Source organism: Ruegeria sp. BA2 (assembly GCF_056539605.1).
This window is the reverse complement of record NZ_JBQFVE010000006.1, coordinates 30,261-48,508: the sequence shown is the minus strand read 5'-3', so window position 1 is coordinate 48,508 and position 18,248 is coordinate 30,261. Positions and strand designations below refer to the sequence as shown.

Below are 18,248 nucleotides of genomic sequence, written 5' to 3'. Positions count from 1 at the left end.
AAATGTCACGTCATTTCAGCAGAGTGTTGTGCAGTATCAGTGTACGGCAACCGGCGATAAATCATGCTCGCGCGCCAACACAAAGGCCAGCTTACGGTCGGCGACCAACGCCAGTTGCTGGCCATCGGAATCGTGGACGGCATAGAGTTGATCCAGATCACCAACTTGCTCGCGCACATCGCTTGGCAAATCAGCCACATCGACGGCCTTTACATAAACGATCCGATTACCTTCTGTGTTGATTTCAATCGGTGTATTCATTGCTCTTACCCCTTCCTTATGTTGATTGTCTGAACCACGGTTTCAGGTACGGCGCGGGTCAGGTCCACGTGCAGCAGACCGTTTTCCATGATCGCCTCGCCCACCTCGACCCCGTCAGCCAGCACAAACATGCGCTGGAACTGGCGTGCCGCGATACCGCGGTGCAGGAATATGCGCCCCTCGCTGTCGTCGCGTTGACGGCCCCGGATCACCAGTTGGCGATCCTCGATGGTAATCGACAGGTCCTCTTCCGCGAACCCGGCCACCGCCAGGGTGATGCGATAGGAAAAATCCGAGGTCTGTTCGATGTTATAGGGCGGGTACCCTTCATTTCCGGCCTTTGCAGACCGTTCCAGAAGGCGTTCCAACTGCTCGAACCCCAAAAGATGCGGGTATGAGCCTAAGGTAAGTTTCGACACGTATTTTCGTCCTTCATTGTCAAAGCGACGTCGTCTGCGGCCCCGTTCTGGCAACCGCGTGATATAGAATATGGGAAGATACGGGGATGTCCACAAGGTCTGGCCGGATAAAGCCTGACACACTATCTTGTGTGCAAAGCACCACATGAGCTACTGAGTCGCCAATGAATGCGCCTACCGATCTTTCGATGAAAACCGATGAAGTCCTGCGGGTTGAGTTGGAGGTTTTTCGCCGCCAGCACCGCGATCTGGACGAGGCAATTGAGGCGCTTCAAGCCAAAGGAACTTCGGACCAACTGACGATCAAGAGGCTGAAAAAGCAGAAACTGCGGCTGAAAGACATCATCCGCCTGATCGAAGACCGCCTGACCCCCGATATCATCGCCTAAGGCGCCTGAACCGCATTGCCACATAGGCGGATTTGGCTATAGTGCGCGCTCTTTCCGAAGGCAGGGGCGCAACAGCTATGAGCGATGTGAAAGTAGGGATCATCATGGGCAGCCAGTCGGATTGGCCCACGATGAAAGAGGCCGCCGATATTCTGGACGAACTGGGCGTCGCCTATGAGGCGCGCATCGTCTCGGCCCATCGCACGCCGGACCGCCTTTGGGACTATGGTAAATCCGCTGTTTCGCGCGGCTTACACGTGATCATCGCGGGCGCAGGCGGCGCGGCACACTTGCCCGGTATGATGGCGTCAAAAACTCGCGTTCCGGTGATCGGCGTACCGGTGCAGACCCGCGCATTGTCGGGTGTGGATTCGCTTTATTCCATCGTGCAGATGCCCAAAGGCTTTCCCGTTGCGACCATGGCAATCGGATCGGCTGGCGGGGCCAATGCAGGGCTGATGGCCGCTGGCATTCTGGCGTTGCAGGATGCAGCATTGGCAGAGCGACTGGATGCTTGGCGTGAAGCTTTATCCGCCTCTATCCCTGAGGAACCTCAGGGATGAGCCGCATCGGGTTCATCGGTACGGGCCACATCGCTGCGCCGATTGCTCGGCTTATGGCCTCGAAAGGCCACGACATCTACGTTTCGGAACGCAATGTGCAGGTATCCTCGGCCCTCAAAGCCGAGCTTGGGGTCAGTGTCGGCACCCCCCAAGAGGTGATTGATGGGTCAGACATCGTGTTCCTTTGCCTGCGCCCGCAGATCGCTGAGGAGGTTCTTTCGCCGTTGAGCTTTCGTGCCGATCAGCAGATCGTTTCGGTAATGGCCGCCGTGTCTCAGGCACAGCTTGCCACACTCTGCGCGCCAGCATCTGATTTCGTGCAGACCATCCCGCTGGGGTTCCTGCAGAGCGGAGGTTGTCCCTTGGCCGCTTACGGCAATGACAACCTGATGGCTGATCTATTTGAGCCTGAAAACCCTGTGGTGAAAGTTGCAGATGAGACCGCGTTGAACGCTCATTTCGCCGTCTGTGCAATGGTTCCGGGCCTGCTAGATCTGATGGCGACCGGAGCTGAGTGGCTGGCGACGCAAACCGGCGACGATGATGGGGCGGAATTCTATACAACGCAGCTCATATCCGGCTTTCTGGCGACGATGCAGAAAGGCTCAGCCGGGCGGCTTGCCGAAGAGCGCGACGCGCTTGCAACGGATGGCACGCTGAGCCTGCAGATGACGCAAACCCTGCAATCGGGCAAAGCGCATGATGCATTGCGCGACGCGCTATCGGCCATTGGACAACGTTTGGAGAAGAAGTGATGAGTGAGATGCTCGCCCCCGGTGCAACCATTGGAATATTGGGCGGCGGTCAGCTGGGCCGGATGCTGTCCATAGCAGCGGCACGGCTGGGCTTTACCACACATATTTTTGAGCCCGGAGCGAACCCACCCGCCGGTCAGGTTGCGGATCGGGTCACCACGGCAGCCTATGATGATGCCGACGCGCTGGCAGCCTTCGCCGCTTCAGTCGATGTGATCACTTACGAATTCGAGAACATTCCGACCCACGCACTTGACCTGCTGGAAAGCCACCGCCCCATCCGCCCCGGGCGAGAGGCGCTGCGCGTAAGCCAGGACCGGCTGACTGAAAAGACCTTTCTGCAAGGTCTGGGCCTGAAAACCGCCCCCTTCGCTAATATCACCGATCTGGAAAGCCTGCAGGCCGCGATGGATGAAATCGGCACCCCTGCAATCCTGAAAACCCGACGCTTCGGCTATGACGGCAAAGGGCAGGCCCGGCTGCGTGCGCCCGAAGATGCCGAAACAGCTCTGGCCGATATGGCAGGTTCACCGTCGATTCTGGAGGGATTCGTGGACTTCAGCCACGAGGCCTCGGTCATCGCTGCGCGCGGTCTGGACGGTCAAGTCGCCTGTTTCGATCCCGGCGAAAACGTGCATCGTGATGGCATCCTTCATACGACTACCATTCCAGCTCGGTTGTCTCCGGCTCAGAGAACGGATGCCATTTTGCTGGCAGCCAACATTCTGAACGCGCTGGACTATGTCGGCGTAATGGGGGTTGAGCTGTTCGTGACGCCTGAGGGGCTGATCGTGAATGAAATCGCGCCGCGCGTTCACAACTCGGGCCATTGGACTCAGAATGGCTGCGCCGTGGATCAGTTTGAGCAACATATTCGCGCTGTATCGGGCTGGCCCTTGGGCGATGGCCAGCGACACTCGGATGTTGTGATGGAAAATCTGATAGGCCACGACATGGACCGCGTGCCCGAACTGGCGCGCGAAAGGGATGTTGCGCTGCATCTTTACGGTAAGGCCGAGGTCAAGGCGGGCCGTAAGATGGCGCATTTCAACCGGATCGTACGTAAGGGGTGATCGCGCTGACGCGCGATGCCTCCGACGGGGATATTTTTGGCCAGATGAAGCTGGGATCAGCTTAGAAACCGCGTTGCGATATCTCCAGACATATAGCTGACGCGCCCGCCCGAAAAGGTGGCAGCGACACGGTGTGTTGCGGCGTCAAGTATGACAAAGTCTGCGCGTTTCCCCGAACACAGATCTCCGCGATCTTCGAAGCCGAGCACCGATGCCGGGCCAGATGAGACCAGTGCCCACGCGTCTGCCATGTCCAGCAGGCCGGATTTGACCAACATCAAGGCCGCGCGACGCGGGCTTGGATAGTGATAATCTGATGCCAGAGCGTCACATAGACCCATCGCAATCAAGTCCAAAGCGCTCGCATTCCCCTTGTGCGAGCCGCCCCTGACGACATTGGGTGAACCAAGGATAATGTGATCCCCACCCGAGCGGGCGGCCTCGGCCGCATCAAGGCTTTCCGGAAATTCCGAGATCATGACACCACGATCACGCCACTCCGTACGATCCTGCGCTGTGGTGTCATCATGACTACCCAGACGAATGCCTTGATCTCTTAGCTTGGAGCATAATGCATCCAATGCAGCTGGTACTTCGCTGGCGCGTTTGTGCATGGATAGCAACATCTCAAAATGCGTCTCGGGGTTGCGCCCGGCCTTCAATGCTTGCCCAGTCAAGCGCGGAGGCTTGCGCCTTTGCGACAGCCGGTCATGCGGCAGGTGATCATTCAGAACCACGTAAGGCACTTGCCATTCTTCGATGCGCTCGGGCAGAGTTTCGTAGTCGTCCAGCATATGGGTTTCAAAACGCAGCTGCGGGATAAGATCGGTCGCGACATCATTCCGGACCGATGCGATGGCCTCGAAGACTTGCCCCGCAAATTCAGGTCCGCGCACACCACCTTCCCAGCTGAAAAACTGGGCCAGAACGGCGGTCGTTATGCCGTTCGCCGCCAGTTCTGCCTCGACCGACCGTATGCCCTCTGACATCTGTTTCATGGCCCCGCGACGGGGCGCGATATGGCGCTCGAACCCGTCTCCGTGCAAATCGATGATGCCCGGCAAGACGAGGTAACCCGACAGATCGATTTGCCGCCCTGCCCTATCGGGCTGAATGCGACCTTCGGCGATGGTCAGATCGGCGCGCGCCATCCCTTGACCAGGCAGCAGAACATCTGCGCCGGTTAGCGTAAGTTCCAATGAGTTCATTGAGTGCGCTCCGAGTCGGGTTCCGAGCAATCTTCACCCAGGCAAATCTGGTCGATGATATCCATCACTCCATCCAGCCACGTAATCTGGGGATCGAACTGTCCAAATTCGATGAAATGCAGTGTCTGGGCCATAACACGTGGGTTGTTCATCATAAAAGTATGCGTCACGGGCAAGATAATGTGATCCGCCATACCCTGAACCTTGGTGGTCTCTATCGAGACCTTACCATCATCAGGCCCATCGATCAGTGACGAGAAAAGCGGATTCAACGAATTCTCGCCCGCGATGACCCCCAGATCGAAATCAACAGGCGGCAAACGGCGCGGAATACCCTCGGGACCTGTACCCAATGCCAGTCCTGCGGGGCCGTTCAGAAAACCAAACACCTCCCAAGCGCCAAGCTCATCCACAAGTTGGCTGCCCTGGTTCGGGGGCCCAAGCATCACGACGCGCCCCAAGTTCTCGGGATCATGGTCCTGCAGCCAGTAGCGCAACAGGATGCCACCCATCGAATGGGCCACAACATTCACCGTTTCATCCCCGCAGGCTTCGAATGCGCTTGGTATGGTCTGGTTGGCCAATTCTGGTATCGGCAAATCGGTCGACGGATAGCCAGGCCTCACCACGGTATAGCCATGGGCATGAAAGAGCTGTTCCATAACCGTAAACGAAGCCTCGGTGCGCGCGAGCCCGTGCAGCAGCACGACGCACTTGGCGTGAGCTATTGCAGGCACGAGGCACAACAAAAAGGCTGCTACAAACTTCATACACGCCAAATAAGACGTTACCGGTGGTGAGGGAACCCCTAGCCGCGACTGCGGCGCGCGACTGCCAGCGCGATACCGCCCAATACAAAGCCAGCCCCAAGCATCAATCGCAGGTTGGCGGCCTCAGCCAACAGGACAACTCCGGCGGCGATTGCAATGACCGGCACGCTGAGTTGCACAATCGCAGCGATTGCGGGAGTGAGCTGTGGCAGGACCCGATACCATAGAGCATAGCCCAGACCGGACGTGACGGCCCCGGATAGGGTAGCTAACCCGTAGCCCAGCGCAGTCATTTGCCAGTTGCTGCCCAAAAGCAGCAGGGCCAACCCGGTGACAGGTAACGCTACCAAAAAGTTTGCAGCCGTTCCTGACAGCGCATCAGGTTCCGATCGCCCTGCGATGGAATAAATCGCCCACCCAACGCCCGCTGCAGTCATCAGGCTGGCTCCAACCGGATCAACCTGAACCGCTCCAGCGGGCCAAAGGACAAAGGCTAGACCACCCAACGCGATAGCTGCTCCCAATATTTGTCGTGTTGTGGGCGTCGCACCGGTCAAGGCACCAATCGCAAACATGGTGATCTGCACCACTCCAAACAGGATCAATGCGCCAAGGCCCGCGTCGAGAGTCAGATAAGCGACAGAAAACCCGATCATGTAGAGCGACAGCGACCCTGCCCCAACAACACGCCGACGATTAAACACTGGGATCGAGCTGCCCCGAAGCGCAACCAGTACCGCCAGCACCAACGCACCAGACAAAACCCGAATGACGGCAAATCCTGCTGGATCACTGGCACCGCTATCGATTGCGAGCCGATTTAGGATCGAGTTCGCCGCAAAGGCGCACATGGTCAGAGAGGTCAAAAGAAACAGGCGCATATCACCCGCATAGAGGTTTCGGCGTGGTTTGCACACTCACTTTTATGCGCATGGGTGGTCGACGAATATCTCTGCTACCCCTCAAACAAAACGGGGCCACCCGTAGGCGACCCCGCTTTTAAATTCTAAGGCTTAAGCAGCTTACATCATGCCGCCCATGCCGCCCATGTCGGGCATGCCGCCGGTAGCTGCCGCGCCTTCTTTGGCGGGCTTGTCGGCAACCATCGCTTCGGTGGTAACCAGCAAGCCAGCAACCGAGGCCGCATCTTCCAGAGCGGTACGGACAACTTTGGCCGGGTCGATCACACCGAACGAGAACATGTCGCCATATTCTTCGGTCTGTGCGTTGAAGCCGAAGGCTGCGTCGGACGATTCACGGACTTTGCCCGCAACAACCGCACCGTCGACACCTGCGTTTTCAGCGATCTGGCGCAGCGGCGCTTCGATGGCTTTACGAACGATGTTGATGCCCGCGTTCTGGTCAGGATTTGCACCTTCCAGAGCGTCCAGTGCTTTACCGGCCTGAACCAGAGCAACACCACCGCCCACAACAACGCCTTCCTGAACGGCAGCGCGTGTCGCGTTCAGAGCATCGTCCACACGGTCCTTACGCTCTTTCACTTCAACTTCGGTCATGCCGCCGACGCGGATAACAGCAACACCGCCTGCCAGTTTGGCAACGCGCTCTTGCAGCTTCTCACGGTCGTAATCCGACGAGGTTTCTTCGATCTGAGTACGGATCTGGGCAACACGTGCTTCGATCTCGGCTTTCTCGCCAGCACCGTCGACGATGGTGGTTTCGTCTTTGGTGATTTCGATTTTCTTGGCGGTGCCCAGCATGTCCATGGTGACGGACTCGAGCTTCATGCCCAGATCTTCGCTGATGACCTGACCGCCGGTCAGGATTGCGATGTCCTGCAGCATGGCTTTGCGGCGGTCGCCGAAGCCAGGTGCTTTGACTGCAGCAATTTTCAGGCCGCCGCGCAGTTTGTTGACAACCAGAGTCGCCAGCGCTTCGCCTTCAACGTCTTCCGCGATGATCAGCAGAGGCTTCTGCGACTGGATCACCTGCTCGAGCAGCGGAACCATCGGCTGCAGCGAGGACAGTTTCTTTTCGTGCAGCAGGATCATGCAGTCGTCGAGTTCTGCGATCATCTTGTCTGCGTTGGTAACGAAGTAAGGCGACAGGTAGCCACGGTCGAACTGCATACCTTCGACAACATCGGTCTCGGTTTCCAGACCTTTGTTTTCTTCGACGGTGATAACGCCTTCGTTGCCAACCTTCTGCATCGCGTCTGCGATCTGCTGACCGATTTCCGCTTCGCCGTTGGCCGAGATGGTGCCAACCTGAGCGACTTCGGCCGAGTCTTTGACTTCGCGCGAAGCCGACTTGATACCTTCAACAACCTTGGCAGTTGCCAGGTCGATGCCGCGCTTCAGGTCCATCGGGTTCAGGCCAGCAGCAACCTGCTTCAGACCTTCGCGAACGATGGCTTGTGCCAGAACAGTTGCAGTGGTGGTGCCGTCACCGGCTTCGTCATTGGTGCGGCTGGCGACTTCTTTCACCATCTGCGCGCCCATGTTTTCGAACTTGTCTTCCAGTTCGATTTCCTTGGCAACCGAAACACCGTCTTTGGTGATGCGCGGTGCGCCGAAGGATTTGTCCAGAACCACGTTACGGCCTTTGGGGCCCAGGGTCACTTTAACAGCATCGGCCAGAACATTTACACCGGCCAGCATGCGGTTACGGGCATCGGTGTCAAACTTGACGTCCTTTGCAGACATGTTGTCTCTCCTTGAGAAAATCTATTGAGATGAAGATCAGAGAAAGCGCGCGGGCTTACTCGATGATCCCCATGATGTCGCTTTCTTTCATCATCAGCAGCTCTTCGCCGTTGACCTGAACCTCGGTGCCCGACCATTTGCCGAACAGGATCTTGTCACCAGCTTTTACAGCCATCGCGATCAGTTCGCCGCTGTCCTTGCGCGCGCCTTCGCCGGTTGCGACGACTTCGCCTTCGCTGGGCTTTTCTTTTGCGCTATCAGGGATGATCAGGCCGCCTGCGGTTTTTTCTTCGCTTTCAACACGACGGACCAATACACGGTCATGAAGCGGTTTCAATGCCATCTTTGCAGCTCCTTGGGCTCAAAGTTTGTTTATCCTCCCCTCGCCGACTGGCGAGGCGTTAGCACTCATACTTGTCGAGTGATAACGACGCATAGCTAGGGGGTCACAAGAAGCGAGTCAACAAGCTGCCAGAATATTTTTCAGCGCATTAACTTCAGATTGTCCCGTTTACACTTTGCCTTTGCTGGCTAATCTGGCCGCAAATCATTTGATAGAGGTGAAATCGATGCGCCGGTGCAGGTTCAACGCAGTCAAATACCTGTTTCTGTTCATACTGTTAGCTGGATTCGGCGCTCCGGTGCAGGCACAAACTCTGACTCAGACCGTTGAATCATGGGAACGTCAGCTAGATGCCCGGATTGGGATACTTTTGTTTAGCATCGATGGCGAATGGGAGGTCTCGTACAAGGCAGATGAGCGGTTTCCAATGTCCAGCACATTCAAGCCGCTTTTGTGTGGTGCGATCTTAGCCAGCGTAGATGAAGGCGCCCAAAGCCTGTCAGATCACATTGCATATGAAGCAGCAGATTTGGTCGAATACTCGCCAGTCACCAGCAAACATGTTGATGCGGGAATGACGGTTGGCGATCTGTGCGATGCGACGATGACGATCAGCGATAACACAGCGGCCAATCTTTTGTTGCAACGTTTGGGCGGGCCCGCCGGGCTAACCGAGTTCATTCGCGCAACAGGCGACGGCATCACCCGGCTGGATCGCTGGGAGACGGAGCTGAATGAAGCCACACCAGGAGATCCACGCGATACAACGACCCCACGGGCAATATTGGCGACTCTGGATCACCTCTTGTTCGGCGAGGTCCTCTCACCCGCATCTTCAGCGCAACTGAGGCAATGGATGATCGAGGATCAGGTAGCCGATGGGCTTATCCGTGCGCACGTCCCGGACGGTTGGGAGATCGGTGACAAGACCGGTGCAGGAGGTCACGGCAGTCGCGCGATTGTCGCCTTTCTGCAATCACCCGAGCCGCGTACCTATCTGGCGGCTATCTACATGACCGAGAATGAAGCTCCATTTCCAGAACGCAACACGGTGCTTTCGGACATCGAAAGGGCGATGATTGATGAGATCAGTGCGCGAACAGAGTGATCCGGGACAACAATCAACGCATATCTTTAGTCGGCATCTTCCCAACTATATGCCCAGTGCTTTAAGCCCTCAATTCCGGAATCGGACAGCGCATAGACACCCTTTTCAACCTTCTCAAACCAGCCGTAGTGGTTGTCATACATCAAACGTGTCGCCGAACTGACGCCCGTTGCCTGCGCGACCTTTGCCCCCTTGACCGCGCCATGCTCAGCCAGATGGGCCGCGCATTTAAGCGCATCCTGTCGATAGGCTGTCACAATCCCGTGGCGCGTGGCACCCCCTGCGTTTGGGTCACCTTCCAGTCGTTCAAACTCACGCAGTAATCGCCTGGTTTTGACCTTGTCCTTTCGCGGCGAATAGGGTCCGGGGTCGCATTGAACCTCAACTGTCCCATCTTTCCGCACTGTAATAAGGCCCAGTCCCAGACGCCGGCACAGCGACAGGTTATCCTTCAGCGCCCGACGCGCGGTTCGACCTTTGGGTTTGCAAACTCCGATATAGACTTGATCGGTCACCTTCAGGCGTGTGATCGCCTGATGGAACAGAGCAAGACTGAATCGCAATTTGAGTTCAACGATCACGGGCTCTTCGCCATCGCGGATGGCCACGATATCTGCGGCCCCAACCTCTCCTTTTACGGTATAGCCTTGTCGTTCCAATAACGCTTTGATCGGCGGATAGAGGTCTTGTTCAAGCTTCATGCGGCCATGCTATGCAGTTTCACGCGGATTGCCAGACGCAGTGTCAAAACAAACTAAGTTGCAGGCCAAAAGAAGGCAGGGGTATGAATTGGGCGTCGACATAAATTGCGGAAGGAATCCCATGCGCCTGCTCAGCATTTGTATTTGTCTGCTGCTCCCACTCACCGCTTATGCAGCATGTGAGGGGCGCGACCTAAGGCTTGATTTGTCCGCTGAGGCACAGGCTGCGTTGGACAACACACTGCAGGACATTCCGTTTCCAGAGGGCAACCACTGGATCGCAACGAAGGGTGATACGGTCCTGCATCTGATCGGCACGCTGCACACCAACGATCCCCGCATGGGGCCGGTGGTTGACAGATTGACACCCGTACTAAGCAAAGCCGATGCCTTCTATTTCGAAGTGACGAAGACCGAGATGGAAGCATTCGAAAAAGACCTGTCAGATGACCTGAGCCCGGTGTTGATTACTTCAGGCCCCACTTTGATTGATCTGATGTCGGAACAGGACTGGGCTACGCTGTCGGCGACACTGGCCGAGCGCGGTATCCCCAGCTGGATGGCCGCGAAGATGCGCCCCTGGTTCCTAAGCATGATGCTGGGCATCCCGCCCTGTCTGATGGATACCCCAGATTTTGATCGCGGCATGGACACGCGCCTGACCGAGTTGGCCGAGGCACACGGTATCCCACAACACTCGCTCGAACGGATTGAAGACCTTATCGCGATGTTCGACAGCCACTCGCTAGAGGACCAAGTCGCCTCGCTGACCCGTATGTCCGGCGCCTTACAGGCGGGCAGTGATCAGATTGTGACGATGGCGAATGCCTATATCGAAGAACAACACGCCACGATTTTGGAGTTAGCCAAGATACAGGGGCTTGAGGCCTCTGGCTTGACGCCTGAGGAATTTGACGCCGAGTGGCGAAACTTCGAGGACCAGCTTCTCGTGCAGCGGAATGCAAATTGGATGGCACAGATTCTTGAGCTAAAGGATCAGACGACGGTCATTGCCGTCGGTGCCGGGCATCTAAGCAACGACTATGGATTGCTGAACCAATTACAACAGGCGGGATATCACTTGGAACGCGCTGAATTCTAGGGAGTCAGACCAAGGGTCGCAGCGGGTTTCCTTGCGGGTGACAACCGAGAGTGACCGCCCTATAAGGCGCGCAAATCCACATTCCTCAGGACACGCGACATGACAACGCTAGTATTCGGCCACAAATCTCCCGACACCGATTCCACCGGATCTCCGATCCTGTGGTCATGGTATCTGAACGAAGTGAAGGGTGAACAGGCCCAGCCCGTCTTGCTGGGCGAGCCCAACACCGAAGCGGCGTTCATGCTGGAACGCTGGGACCTGCCTAAACCGCGGATCATCGAAGACGTCGCCGAAGATGCGCCGGTTGTCATTGTCGACACCAACAATCCGGCAGAACTGCCTGCCAGCATCAACAGCGCCGACATCCGTGCCATCATCGACCACCATAAGCTGGTCGGTGGGCTTGAAACCAAAGGTCCCATCGATATCACCGTGCGGCCACTGGCTTGCACCGCCACTATCATGGTCGATCTAATGGGCGATGATGCCGCCAACATGCCCGACGCCATTAAAGGCGCGGCCCTGACCTGCATCCTGTCAGACACGCTGGAGTTCCGCTCGCCCACCACCACCGCGCATGACCGTGCGGTCGCTGAGAAACTGGCGGCAGAGCTTGGGTTGGATGTCTCGGCCTATGCCGCCGACATGTTTGCTGCGAAATCGGACGTGTCATCTTTCTCGGACGCCGAACTGATCCGTATGGACAGCAAGGAGTACGAAGTTGATGGCACCAAGTTCCGCGTGTCGGTTCTGGAAACCACAGCCCCCGGCGTTGTGCTGGATCGCAAGGACAGCCTTGCAACTTCGATGGTGGATGTCGCCAAAGAAGACAGCGTTGATCAAGTGCTTCTATTCGTCGTCGATATTCTGAACGAAGAGGCGACCCTGCTGGTTCCCAATGATCTGGTCAAAGGTGTTGCCGAGAAAAGCTTTGGCGCAACCGTGAACGGTGATGCAGTGGTGTTGCCCGGGATCATGAGCCGGAAGAAGCAGATTATTCCAAACCTCAAGGTCTAATCTCCGGACACAGACGGCGCCCAATTGGGCGCCTTTCTTTTTTGCGAGGCTCTGCCTCGCGCTCCGGGATATTTTTAGCCAGATGAACAAGGGTTTCTGATTTCATCTGTTGCGCCTTAGGCCACAGCTCTGGCCAATTCTGCCGCGCTCTGCCATAGGCTTTGGCATCTCGCATTCTATGCTGCACGAGGCGCGCCATGACCCAAATCGTTTCTTCACTCGCCGAAATCTCTGACAGGTACAAAGCGCTGTTCGTTGATTTGTGGGGATGCGTCCACAACGGGATCACCGCCTACCCCGAGGCGGTGGCGGCGCTGGAAGCTTATCGGCAAACTGGCGGTACAGTGGTACTGGTGACCAACTCACCCAAACCACGAGCCGGTGTTGCTGAACAACTTACACAATTCAATGTGCCTTCGGACGCGTATGACACGATCGCAACCAGCGGAGATTCAGCGCGTTCAGCCATGTATCGCGGCGCGGTGGGCGAGAAGGTCTATTTCATGGGTGATTGGCAGCGCGACGAGGGTTTTTTTGAGCCTCTGAAGTTGCTGGATCATCCAATCCAAATCGAACGCGTCCCACTGGAAGAGGCCGAAGGCATTGTTTGCTGCGGCCCATTCGACGCTATGGCGGACCCGGACGTAAACCGGCCAGATTTTCTATACGCCAAACAGAAAGGGCTAAAACTGCTCTGCGCCAATCCGGACATCGTTGTGGACCGAGGTGAAACGCGAGAGTGGTGCGCCGGAGCTTTGGCCCGGCTTTACACAGAGATGGGAGGCGAAAGCCTGTATTTCGGCAAGCCGCACCCACCGATCTATGATCTGGCGCGGAGAAGGCTACAGGCCATTGGGGTCGATGCGTCGGATACCGAGATACTGGCGATTGGTGACGGACCGCAGACAGACATCGCAGGCGGCATGGGGGAAGGCATAGACACCTTGTTCATCACAGGTGGTCTGGCCGCTGCCGAGACCAAAACCGCGCATCATCCGGATGAAGATGCATTGCGGGCCCATAACGACAAGGAACAGATCAATCCAACCTACTCGATTGGTCGATTGAGATAGCAAAAAAGGACTTGATTTTCTGCGACTGCGAAGTAATAAAGTTGCCGAAGAGCGGCAACTGATGGTCTTTTGTTGCTCACGCGATCTCTGACGAGGACAACATGTTGGACAACCTTCCGCGCGGAACGATTTGTATCGAAGACATCGAGATGGGTATGTCGCGGCACCTTCGCAAAGTGGTGACGGACGAAGACATCGAGATGTTTGCACAGGTCTCGACCGACCGGAATCCGGTTCATCTGGATGATGACTATGCCCGCGATACGATATTCGAGGGGCGTATCGCACATGGTATGCTGACCGCTGGCCTGATCTCTGCCGTGATAGGCGAGCAACTGCCCGGTCACGGTACGGTTTACATGGGCCAGTCTCTCAAATTCCTTGCCCCTGTGCGTCCGGGTGACATGGTTTACGCCGAGGTCAAGGTGATCGATATTGATTTCGCCAAGCGCCGGGTGAAGCTGGATTGCCACTGTGCAGTTGATGGAAAAAAGGTGCTTGTAGGCGAGGCCATGGTTCTGGCACCGAGCCGTAAATTCGACTGACCACTTTAGGTGACCCAATCAGATGCTTGAACCTATCGGGTAGTCCGGCTAGGCAAGCCTCATGCAGATCATCCGGGACTTTCAGTTTGTTGAGCCAGAAAACCGTGGTGCGAGTGTCGCCATCGGGAATTTTGACGGTGTCCACATCGGGCATCAAAAGGTCATTGAACTGGCACGCAATGCGGAAGCGAATGCTCCATTGGGAATTCTGACATTTGAGCCGCACCCACGAGAGTATTTTGCACCTGAGGCCCCGCCGTTTCGCCTGATGCGGGGGAATGCACGCGCGCATCGATTGGAAAAACTTGGTGTCCAAAAACTGTACGAGCTGCCGTTCAACGCGTCACTCGCCGGTATGACGCCAGAGGCATTTGCCAGAAACGTCATATTTGAAGGTCTTGGCCTGTCTCACGTCGTGGTTGGAGCAGATTTTTGCTTTGGCAAAGGGCGCAGTGGCAACCCTCAGGATTTGTGCCGCTTTGGCGAAGAAATGGGATTTGGTGTGACGATCGCACCTCTGATGGAACGGTCTGAGAATGTGGTTTCATCAACCGCGATCCGTACCGCATTATCCGAAGGTCGCCCACGCGATGCAGCGACAATGCTGGGGCATTGGCACCGAATCGAGGGCGAAGTCGTTGGTGGCGAACAGCGTGGACGTGATCTGGGGTTCCCTACGGCAAATATGTCGATAGGGGGGCTGCACCCTCCGAAATTCGGTGTCTACGCAGTGTTGGTCGATGTTCTGGATGGCCCGCACCAAGGCAGTTATCACGGCGCTGCATCGGTTGGTACGCGGCCTATGTTTCAAGGTGAGGTTCCCAATATCGAGACCTTTCTGTTCGATTTCTCAGGTGATCTGTATGGCGCGACTTTGTCCGTTGGTCTGGTCGATTACCTGCGCCCGGAAATGACATTCGATGGCCTCGAAGGACTGATCTCGCAGATGGAGGCCGATTGCGCGCGTGCCCGAAAGATCCTGGCCAAAACATGACAACGGACCCCATTGATCGCGCGGGCCTCGCGCCCAGATTCTGGGAACGAAAGCCATTGCGCAAGATGAACCAGAGCGAATGGGAAGCCTTGTGCGATGGTTGTGGAAAATGCTGCCTGAACAAGCTGGAAGACGAAGACACGGGCGAAGTCGCCCTGACATGCGTTGCCTGCCGTTTGCTGGACGATGAAACCTGTCGGTGCACGCAATATGATATCCGGCATCAATTCGTGCCCGAATGCATTGTGATGACACCAGACAACATCGACAGCCACGCTTATTGGCTGCCCCAGACCTGCGCCTATCGGTTGCTATGGGAAGGCAAACCGCTTTACGACTGGCATCCTTTGCTGTCTGGTACGCCGGACAGCGTCCATGCCGCAGGCGTATCAGTGCAGGGCCGCACCGTATCTGAGTTCGAAACACCCATGGAAGAATGGGAAGACTACATCATTGAGGAGCCGAGCTGATGCATTTTGCTTCTGACAATTCCGGACCCGTCCACCCCGAGGTTCTGGCCGCACTGACCGAGGCCAATCAGGGCTACCAGATGGCTTATGGCGCTGACACTTTGATGAACGAAGTCCGTGATCAAATCCGCGGGATCTTTGAGGCGCCCGGCGCGGCCGTCTATCTGGTGGCTACGGGAACTGCGGCAAATTCTCTAGCGCTGGCGACGCTGAGCAATCCGTGGGAAACTGTGTTCTGCTCACCCGTCGCGCATATCCACGAAGATGAGTGCAACGCGCCCGAATTCTACAGCGGCGCAAAGCTGACGCTGGTCCCAGGTGGCGACAAGATGACGCCCGAGGCTTTAACGGCCTCTATCGAAGGTGAGGAAACCCGCGGCGTGCATGGCCCTCAGCGCGGTCCTGTCTCAATCACTCAGGTCACCGAGCGGGGATCGGTCTATTCCTTGGCAGAACTGCAGGCCCTGTGCGGTGTCGCAAAGGCGAATGACCTGCCCGTGCATATGGACGGCGCGCGTTTCACCAACGCGCTGGTTGCTCTCAATTGCTCACCCGCAGAAATGACGTGGAAATCCGGTGTTGATGCGGTCAGCTTTGGCGGCACCAAAAACGGCCTTATGGGTGTTGAGGCAGTTGTTTTCTTTGACGAGATCAAAGCGTGGGAGTTTGAGCTACGGCGCAAGCGCGGCGCGCATTTATTCTCGAAGCATCGGTATCTATCGGCACAGATGGCTGCCTATCTGCAAGACGACCTGTGGCTAAAGTCGGCGCGTAAGGCGAATGCCAGTTGTGCGCGATTGGCGGATGGGTTGCGAGCGGTCGGAGCCGAGTTTCTGCATGAACCGCAAGCCAACATGATTTTCGCCAGTTTCCCCCGCAGCCAACACAAACGCCTGCACGAGGCAGGCGCAGTGTATCATCTGTGGGGCGACACGCTGGAAGGTGAAGACGACAGCGCGATGTTGGCCTGTCGCTTGGTTTGTGACTGGTCGATCGAAAGCCATCAGATCGATCAGTTCCTGAGCCTGCTTTGATCAGGTCCGCCTGCCCGGCTACTTCATTTCCCCCAGATGTCTGTCCAGATCGTCAAGTCGGTCCTGTCCCCAGAATCTTTGACCATCTGGGGTGATATAAAACGGCGCACCGAATACACCTCGATCCACGGCCTCTTCAAGATTGGCCGCATAAGTCTCTGCGCCTACCAACAGGCCACTATCGGCGAGATTTGCGCTGAACCCAGCCTGCTCTAGGCTCTCTCGGATTACACTATCGTCGGCGATGTCTTTTTCCTCAGCCCAGCAGGCCCGCAAGAAGGAATGGCACAGCTTGCCAATATCACCTGATCCATCCTGAATCGCTGCGATTACAGCATATGAAGAAGGCGCCATATTGGTTGGCCAATGCGCGGGTTGCAGATTCAGCGGCATCTCCAGATTGCGCGCTTGGCGCACAAGTTCTTGCGCACGATATTCCGTGCGAGAGATATGGCGGTCTTTGGGTGGCGTGCCTCCGGTACGCCCGAACAGGGCCATAATGTCCAACGGCTTGTAATTGATCGTTGCACCATGTTTTTCCGCAATCTCTTCCAGTCGTGTCCCTGCCAGATAGGAATAGGGTGAGAGTGTCGCAAAAAAGTAGTCAATCTGGGTCATGTTCACTTTCTCCGCCGGGTTATCTTTGCGGGACCGTAGACCCATGCTAAGCGGTGTCAACATCACGAATCTGTCACATTGCCACTGCTGCCCGGGGAAAATCAGCCGATGCCGACACTTCACGAACCCAAGCTTATCGCTGGGAACGCCAATCTTCCGCTTGCCGAAACCATTGCCCGCCGCATGAGCCTGCATCGCGGCGTAGACCAGGGGCTGGTCGATGCGCGGGTCGAACGGTTCAACGACGGAGAGATTTTCGTTGAGGTGTTCGAGAATGTTCGTGGTGAGGATATGTTTATTATCCAACCGACCTCAAACCCCGCGAACGACAATCTGATGGAACTGCTGATCATTGCAGATGCGCTGCGTCGGTCGTCAGCCGCCCGCATCACTGCTGTCATCCCCTATTTCGGCTACGCCCGTCAGGACCGACGCACCAAAGCCCGCACACCCATTAGTGCCAAGCTGGTCGCCAATATGCTGACCGGCGCAGGGATCGAGCGTATTCTGACCATGGATCTGCACGCGGCGCAGATTCAGGGCTTTTTCGATATGCCGGTGGATAACCTTTATGCCTCGCCGATCTTTGCCCTGGATGTGAAGAAGCAGTTCAAAGACCAAATGGACGACCTGATGGTGGTCTCGCCGGATGTCGGCGGTGTAGCCCGGGCCCGCGAGCTGGCCAAGCGCATCAACGCGCCGCTTTCGATCGTCGACAAGCGTCGCGAAAAAGCGGGCGAAGTGGCCGAGATGACCGTTATTGGTGACGTGAAAGATAAGATCTGCCTGATCGTTGACGACATTTGCGATACCGCCGGCACGCTGTGTAAAGCGGCTCAGGTGCTGATGGATAATGGCGCGAAGGAAGTGCACTCATATATCACCCACGGCGTCATGAGTGGCCCTGCGGTTGAGCGTGTGACTAATTCGGTGATGAAATCTCTGGTCCTGTCGGACACAATCCAGCCGACAGCCGAGATTAACAAGGCCGCAAACATCCGTATTGTGCCCACAGCTCCGATCTTCACGCAGGCGATCCTGAATATCTGGAATGGTACCAGTGTTTCATCTCTGTTCGAAGACAAAACTCTGACACCAATCTACGAGTCGCTCTACCACATGGATTGATCAACGAG

General features: G+C 56.5%; 22 protein-coding genes. 13 read left to right on the top strand and 9 right to left on the bottom strand.

From position 1 onward, the window contains the following. Nucleotides 1-36: 36 nt before the first annotated feature. Complete coding sequence (locus tag ACR0NN_RS14170) at nucleotides 37-261, bottom strand: DUF1150 family protein (RefSeq protein ID WP_170683384.1); 225 nt, start codon at nucleotides 259-261, stop codon at nucleotides 37-39. Nucleotides 262-266: 5 nt separating this feature from the next. Then, nucleotides 267-680: an Hsp20 family protein gene (locus ACR0NN_RS14165; RefSeq protein ID WP_058275530.1), complete on the bottom strand. Its 414-nt coding sequence runs from the start codon at nucleotides 678-680 to the stop codon at nucleotides 267-269. A 164-nt stretch (nucleotides 681-844) separates the two neighbouring features. Between ACR0NN_RS14165 and ACR0NN_RS14160 the strand changes: the two genes are divergently transcribed. From ACR0NN_RS14160 to ACR0NN_RS14145, 4 genes are all read left to right on the top strand, one after another. After that, nucleotides 845-1,069 carry a YdcH family protein gene (locus tag ACR0NN_RS14160; RefSeq protein WP_010441787.1) on the top strand — a complete coding sequence of 75 codons (225 nt, stop codon included), beginning with the start codon at nucleotides 845-847 and terminating at the stop codon, nucleotides 1,067-1,069. A gap of 77 nt (nucleotides 1,070-1,146) precedes the next feature. Continuing rightward, complete coding sequence (purE, locus tag ACR0NN_RS14155; protein WP_170723639.1) at nucleotides 1,147-1,632, top strand: 5-(carboxyamino)imidazole ribonucleotide mutase; 486 nt, start codon at nucleotides 1,147-1,149, stop codon at nucleotides 1,630-1,632. Beyond that, nucleotides 1,629-2,387 (top strand): NAD(P)-binding domain-containing protein, encoded by a 759-nt coding sequence (locus tag ACR0NN_RS14150; protein ID WP_170723640.1) that lies wholly within the window; start codon nucleotides 1,629-1,631, stop codon nucleotides 2,385-2,387. The genes purE and ACR0NN_RS14150 overlap by 4 nt, the downstream gene beginning before the upstream one ends. Beyond that, the gene (locus ACR0NN_RS14145; protein WP_170723641.1) at nucleotides 2,387-3,460 is read left to right on the top strand and encodes a 5-(carboxyamino)imidazole ribonucleotide synthase; all 1,074 of its coding nucleotides are present in this window, start codon (nucleotides 2,387-2,389) and stop codon (nucleotides 3,458-3,460) included. Before ACR0NN_RS14150 ends, ACR0NN_RS14145 begins: the two co-directional genes overlap by 1 nt. A gap of 56 nt (nucleotides 3,461-3,516) precedes the next feature. On the opposite strand, the gene ACR0NN_RS14140 is transcribed toward ACR0NN_RS14145, so the two are convergent. From ACR0NN_RS14140 to groES, 5 genes are all read right to left on the bottom strand, one after another. Further along, nucleotides 3,517-4,668 (bottom strand): alpha-D-ribose 1-methylphosphonate 5-triphosphate diphosphatase, encoded by a 1,152-nt coding sequence (locus ACR0NN_RS14140; RefSeq protein WP_170723642.1) that lies wholly within the window; start codon nucleotides 4,666-4,668, stop codon nucleotides 3,517-3,519. Continuing rightward, nucleotides 4,665-5,438 (bottom strand): alpha/beta fold hydrolase, encoded by a 774-nt coding sequence (locus tag ACR0NN_RS14135; protein ID WP_170723643.1) that lies wholly within the window; start codon nucleotides 5,436-5,438, stop codon nucleotides 4,665-4,667. The genes ACR0NN_RS14140 and ACR0NN_RS14135 overlap by 4 nt, the downstream gene beginning before the upstream one ends. A 38-nt stretch (nucleotides 5,439-5,476) precedes the next feature. Continuing rightward, a complete protein-coding gene (locus tag ACR0NN_RS14130) occupies nucleotides 5,477-6,319 on the bottom strand; it encodes a DMT family transporter (protein ID WP_170723644.1) in 843 nt (280 codons plus the stop codon). Nucleotides 6,320-6,460: 141 nt separating this feature from the next. Beyond that, the gene (gene groL / locus ACR0NN_RS14125; protein WP_480684921.1) at nucleotides 6,461-8,104 is read right to left on the bottom strand and encodes a chaperonin GroEL; all 1,644 of its coding nucleotides are present in this window, start codon (nucleotides 8,102-8,104) and stop codon (nucleotides 6,461-6,463) included. A gap of 55 nt (nucleotides 8,105-8,159) precedes the next feature. Then, nucleotides 8,160-8,447 (bottom strand): co-chaperone GroES, encoded by a 288-nt coding sequence (gene groES / locus ACR0NN_RS14120; protein ID WP_010441779.1) that lies wholly within the window; start codon nucleotides 8,445-8,447, stop codon nucleotides 8,160-8,162. A 226-nt stretch (nucleotides 8,448-8,673) separates the two neighbouring features. Here groES and bla point away from each other — a divergent pair, with 226 nt between their 5' ends. Beyond that, entirely contained in the window at nucleotides 8,674-9,555 is an 882-nt protein-coding gene (gene bla, locus ACR0NN_RS14115) for a class A beta-lactamase (RefSeq protein WP_480684920.1), read from the top strand. A 26-nt stretch (nucleotides 9,556-9,581) separates the two neighbouring features. Here the strand turns inward: bla and ACR0NN_RS14110 are convergent, their stop codons facing one another. Then, nucleotides 9,582-10,256, bottom strand: coding sequence for a DUF2161 family putative PD-(D/E)XK-type phosphodiesterase (locus ACR0NN_RS14110; protein WP_170723647.1), 675 nt, complete (start codon nucleotides 10,254-10,256; stop codon nucleotides 9,582-9,584). A 121-nt stretch (nucleotides 10,257-10,377) separates the two neighbouring features. Between ACR0NN_RS14110 and ACR0NN_RS14105 the strand changes: the two genes are divergently transcribed. From ACR0NN_RS14105 to ACR0NN_RS14075, 7 genes are all read left to right on the top strand, one after another. Then, a complete protein-coding gene (locus ACR0NN_RS14105; protein WP_170723648.1) occupies nucleotides 10,378-11,358 on the top strand; it encodes a TraB/GumN family protein in 981 nt (326 codons plus the stop codon). 99 nt (nucleotides 11,359-11,457) lie between these two features. Then, a complete protein-coding gene (locus tag ACR0NN_RS14100; protein ID WP_170723649.1) occupies nucleotides 11,458-12,378 on the top strand; it encodes a manganese-dependent inorganic pyrophosphatase in 921 nt (306 codons plus the stop codon). 197 nt (nucleotides 12,379-12,575) lie between these two features. Further along, the gene (locus ACR0NN_RS14095) at nucleotides 12,576-13,451 is read left to right on the top strand and encodes a TIGR01459 family HAD-type hydrolase (protein ID WP_170723650.1); all 876 of its coding nucleotides are present in this window, start codon (nucleotides 12,576-12,578) and stop codon (nucleotides 13,449-13,451) included. Between the two features lie 101 nt (nucleotides 13,452-13,552). Then, nucleotides 13,553-13,996, top strand: a complete 444-nt coding sequence (locus tag ACR0NN_RS14090; protein WP_074736482.1) for a MaoC family dehydratase — start codon at nucleotides 13,553-13,555, stop codon at nucleotides 13,994-13,996. Between the two features lie 61 nt (nucleotides 13,997-14,057). Then, nucleotides 14,058-14,990 (top strand): bifunctional riboflavin kinase/FAD synthetase, encoded by a 933-nt coding sequence (locus tag ACR0NN_RS14085; RefSeq protein WP_170723651.1) that lies wholly within the window; start codon nucleotides 14,058-14,060, stop codon nucleotides 14,988-14,990. Then, entirely contained in the window at nucleotides 14,987-15,460 is a 474-nt protein-coding gene (locus ACR0NN_RS14080; protein WP_170723652.1) for a YcgN family cysteine cluster protein, read from the top strand. Before ACR0NN_RS14085 ends, ACR0NN_RS14080 begins: the two co-directional genes overlap by 4 nt. Beyond that, on the top strand, nucleotides 15,460-16,494 hold the full coding sequence (locus tag ACR0NN_RS14075; RefSeq protein ID WP_170723653.1) for a beta-eliminating lyase-related protein: 1,035 nt from the start codon (nucleotides 15,460-15,462) through the stop codon (nucleotides 16,492-16,494). The genes ACR0NN_RS14080 and ACR0NN_RS14075 overlap by 1 nt, the downstream gene beginning before the upstream one ends. Nucleotides 16,495-16,512: 18 nt before the next feature. Here the strand turns inward: ACR0NN_RS14075 and ACR0NN_RS14070 are convergent, their stop codons facing one another. Next, a complete protein-coding gene (locus ACR0NN_RS14070) occupies nucleotides 16,513-17,112 on the bottom strand; it encodes a 2-hydroxychromene-2-carboxylate isomerase (protein ID WP_170723654.1) in 600 nt (199 codons plus the stop codon). A gap of 108 nt (nucleotides 17,113-17,220) precedes the next feature. Between ACR0NN_RS14070 and ACR0NN_RS14065 the strand changes: the two genes are divergently transcribed. Beyond that, nucleotides 17,221-18,240 (top strand): ribose-phosphate pyrophosphokinase, encoded by a 1,020-nt coding sequence (locus tag ACR0NN_RS14065; RefSeq protein ID WP_170512558.1) that lies wholly within the window; start codon nucleotides 17,221-17,223, stop codon nucleotides 18,238-18,240. Nucleotides 18,241-18,248 lie beyond the last annotated feature (8 nt).

Coding starts and splice junctions, on each gene's coding strand:
- ACR0NN_RS14140 (WP_170723642.1), bottom strand. CDS start 4,668: ATGAACTCATTGGAACTTACGCTAACCGGCGCAGATGTTCTGCTGCCT.
- purE (WP_170723639.1), top strand. CDS start 1,147: ATGAGCGATGTGAAAGTAGGGATCATCATGGGCAGCCAGTCGGATTGG.
- ACR0NN_RS14145 (WP_170723641.1), top strand. CDS start 2,387: ATGAGTGAGATGCTCGCCCCCGGTGCAACCATTGGAATATTGGGCGGC.
- ACR0NN_RS14090 (WP_074736482.1), top strand. CDS start 13,553: ATGTTGGACAACCTTCCGCGCGGAACGATTTGTATCGAAGACATCGAG.
- ACR0NN_RS14075 (WP_170723653.1), top strand. CDS start 15,460: ATGCATTTTGCTTCTGACAATTCCGGACCCGTCCACCCCGAGGTTCTG.
- ACR0NN_RS14070 (WP_170723654.1), bottom strand. CDS start 17,112: ATGACCCAGATTGACTACTTTTTTGCGACACTCTCACCCTATTCCTAT.
- bla (WP_480684920.1), top strand. CDS start 8,674: ATGCGCCGGTGCAGGTTCAACGCAGTCAAATACCTGTTTCTGTTCATA.
- ACR0NN_RS14095 (WP_170723650.1), top strand. CDS start 12,576: ATGACCCAAATCGTTTCTTCACTCGCCGAAATCTCTGACAGGTACAAA.
- ACR0NN_RS14170 (WP_170683384.1), bottom strand. CDS start 261: ATGAATACACCGATTGAAATCAACACAGAAGGTAATCGGATCGTTTAT.
- ACR0NN_RS14105 (WP_170723648.1), top strand. CDS start 10,378: ATGCGCCTGCTCAGCATTTGTATTTGTCTGCTGCTCCCACTCACCGCT.
- ACR0NN_RS14080 (WP_170723652.1), top strand. CDS start 14,987: ATGACAACGGACCCCATTGATCGCGCGGGCCTCGCGCCCAGATTCTGG.
- groES (WP_010441779.1), bottom strand. CDS start 8,447: ATGGCATTGAAACCGCTTCATGACCGTGTATTGGTCCGTCGTGTTGAA.
- ACR0NN_RS14100 (WP_170723649.1), top strand. CDS start 11,458: ATGACAACGCTAGTATTCGGCCACAAATCTCCCGACACCGATTCCACC.
- ACR0NN_RS14135 (WP_170723643.1), bottom strand. CDS start 5,438: ATGAAGTTTGTAGCAGCCTTTTTGTTGTGCCTCGTGCCTGCAATAGCT.
- ACR0NN_RS14150 (WP_170723640.1), top strand. CDS start 1,629: ATGAGCCGCATCGGGTTCATCGGTACGGGCCACATCGCTGCGCCGATT.
- ACR0NN_RS14110 (WP_170723647.1), bottom strand. CDS start 10,256: ATGAAGCTTGAACAAGACCTCTATCCGCCGATCAAAGCGTTATTGGAA.
- ACR0NN_RS14065 (WP_170512558.1), top strand. CDS start 17,221: ATGCCGACACTTCACGAACCCAAGCTTATCGCTGGGAACGCCAATCTT.
- ACR0NN_RS14160 (WP_010441787.1), top strand. CDS start 845: ATGAATGCGCCTACCGATCTTTCGATGAAAACCGATGAAGTCCTGCGG.
- ACR0NN_RS14130 (WP_170723644.1), bottom strand. CDS start 6,319: ATGCGCCTGTTTCTTTTGACCTCTCTGACCATGTGCGCCTTTGCGGCG.
- ACR0NN_RS14085 (WP_170723651.1), top strand. CDS start 14,058: ATGCAGATCATCCGGGACTTTCAGTTTGTTGAGCCAGAAAACCGTGGT.
- groL (WP_480684921.1), bottom strand. CDS start 8,104: ATGTCTGCAAAGGACGTCAAGTTTGACACCGATGCCCGTAACCGCATG.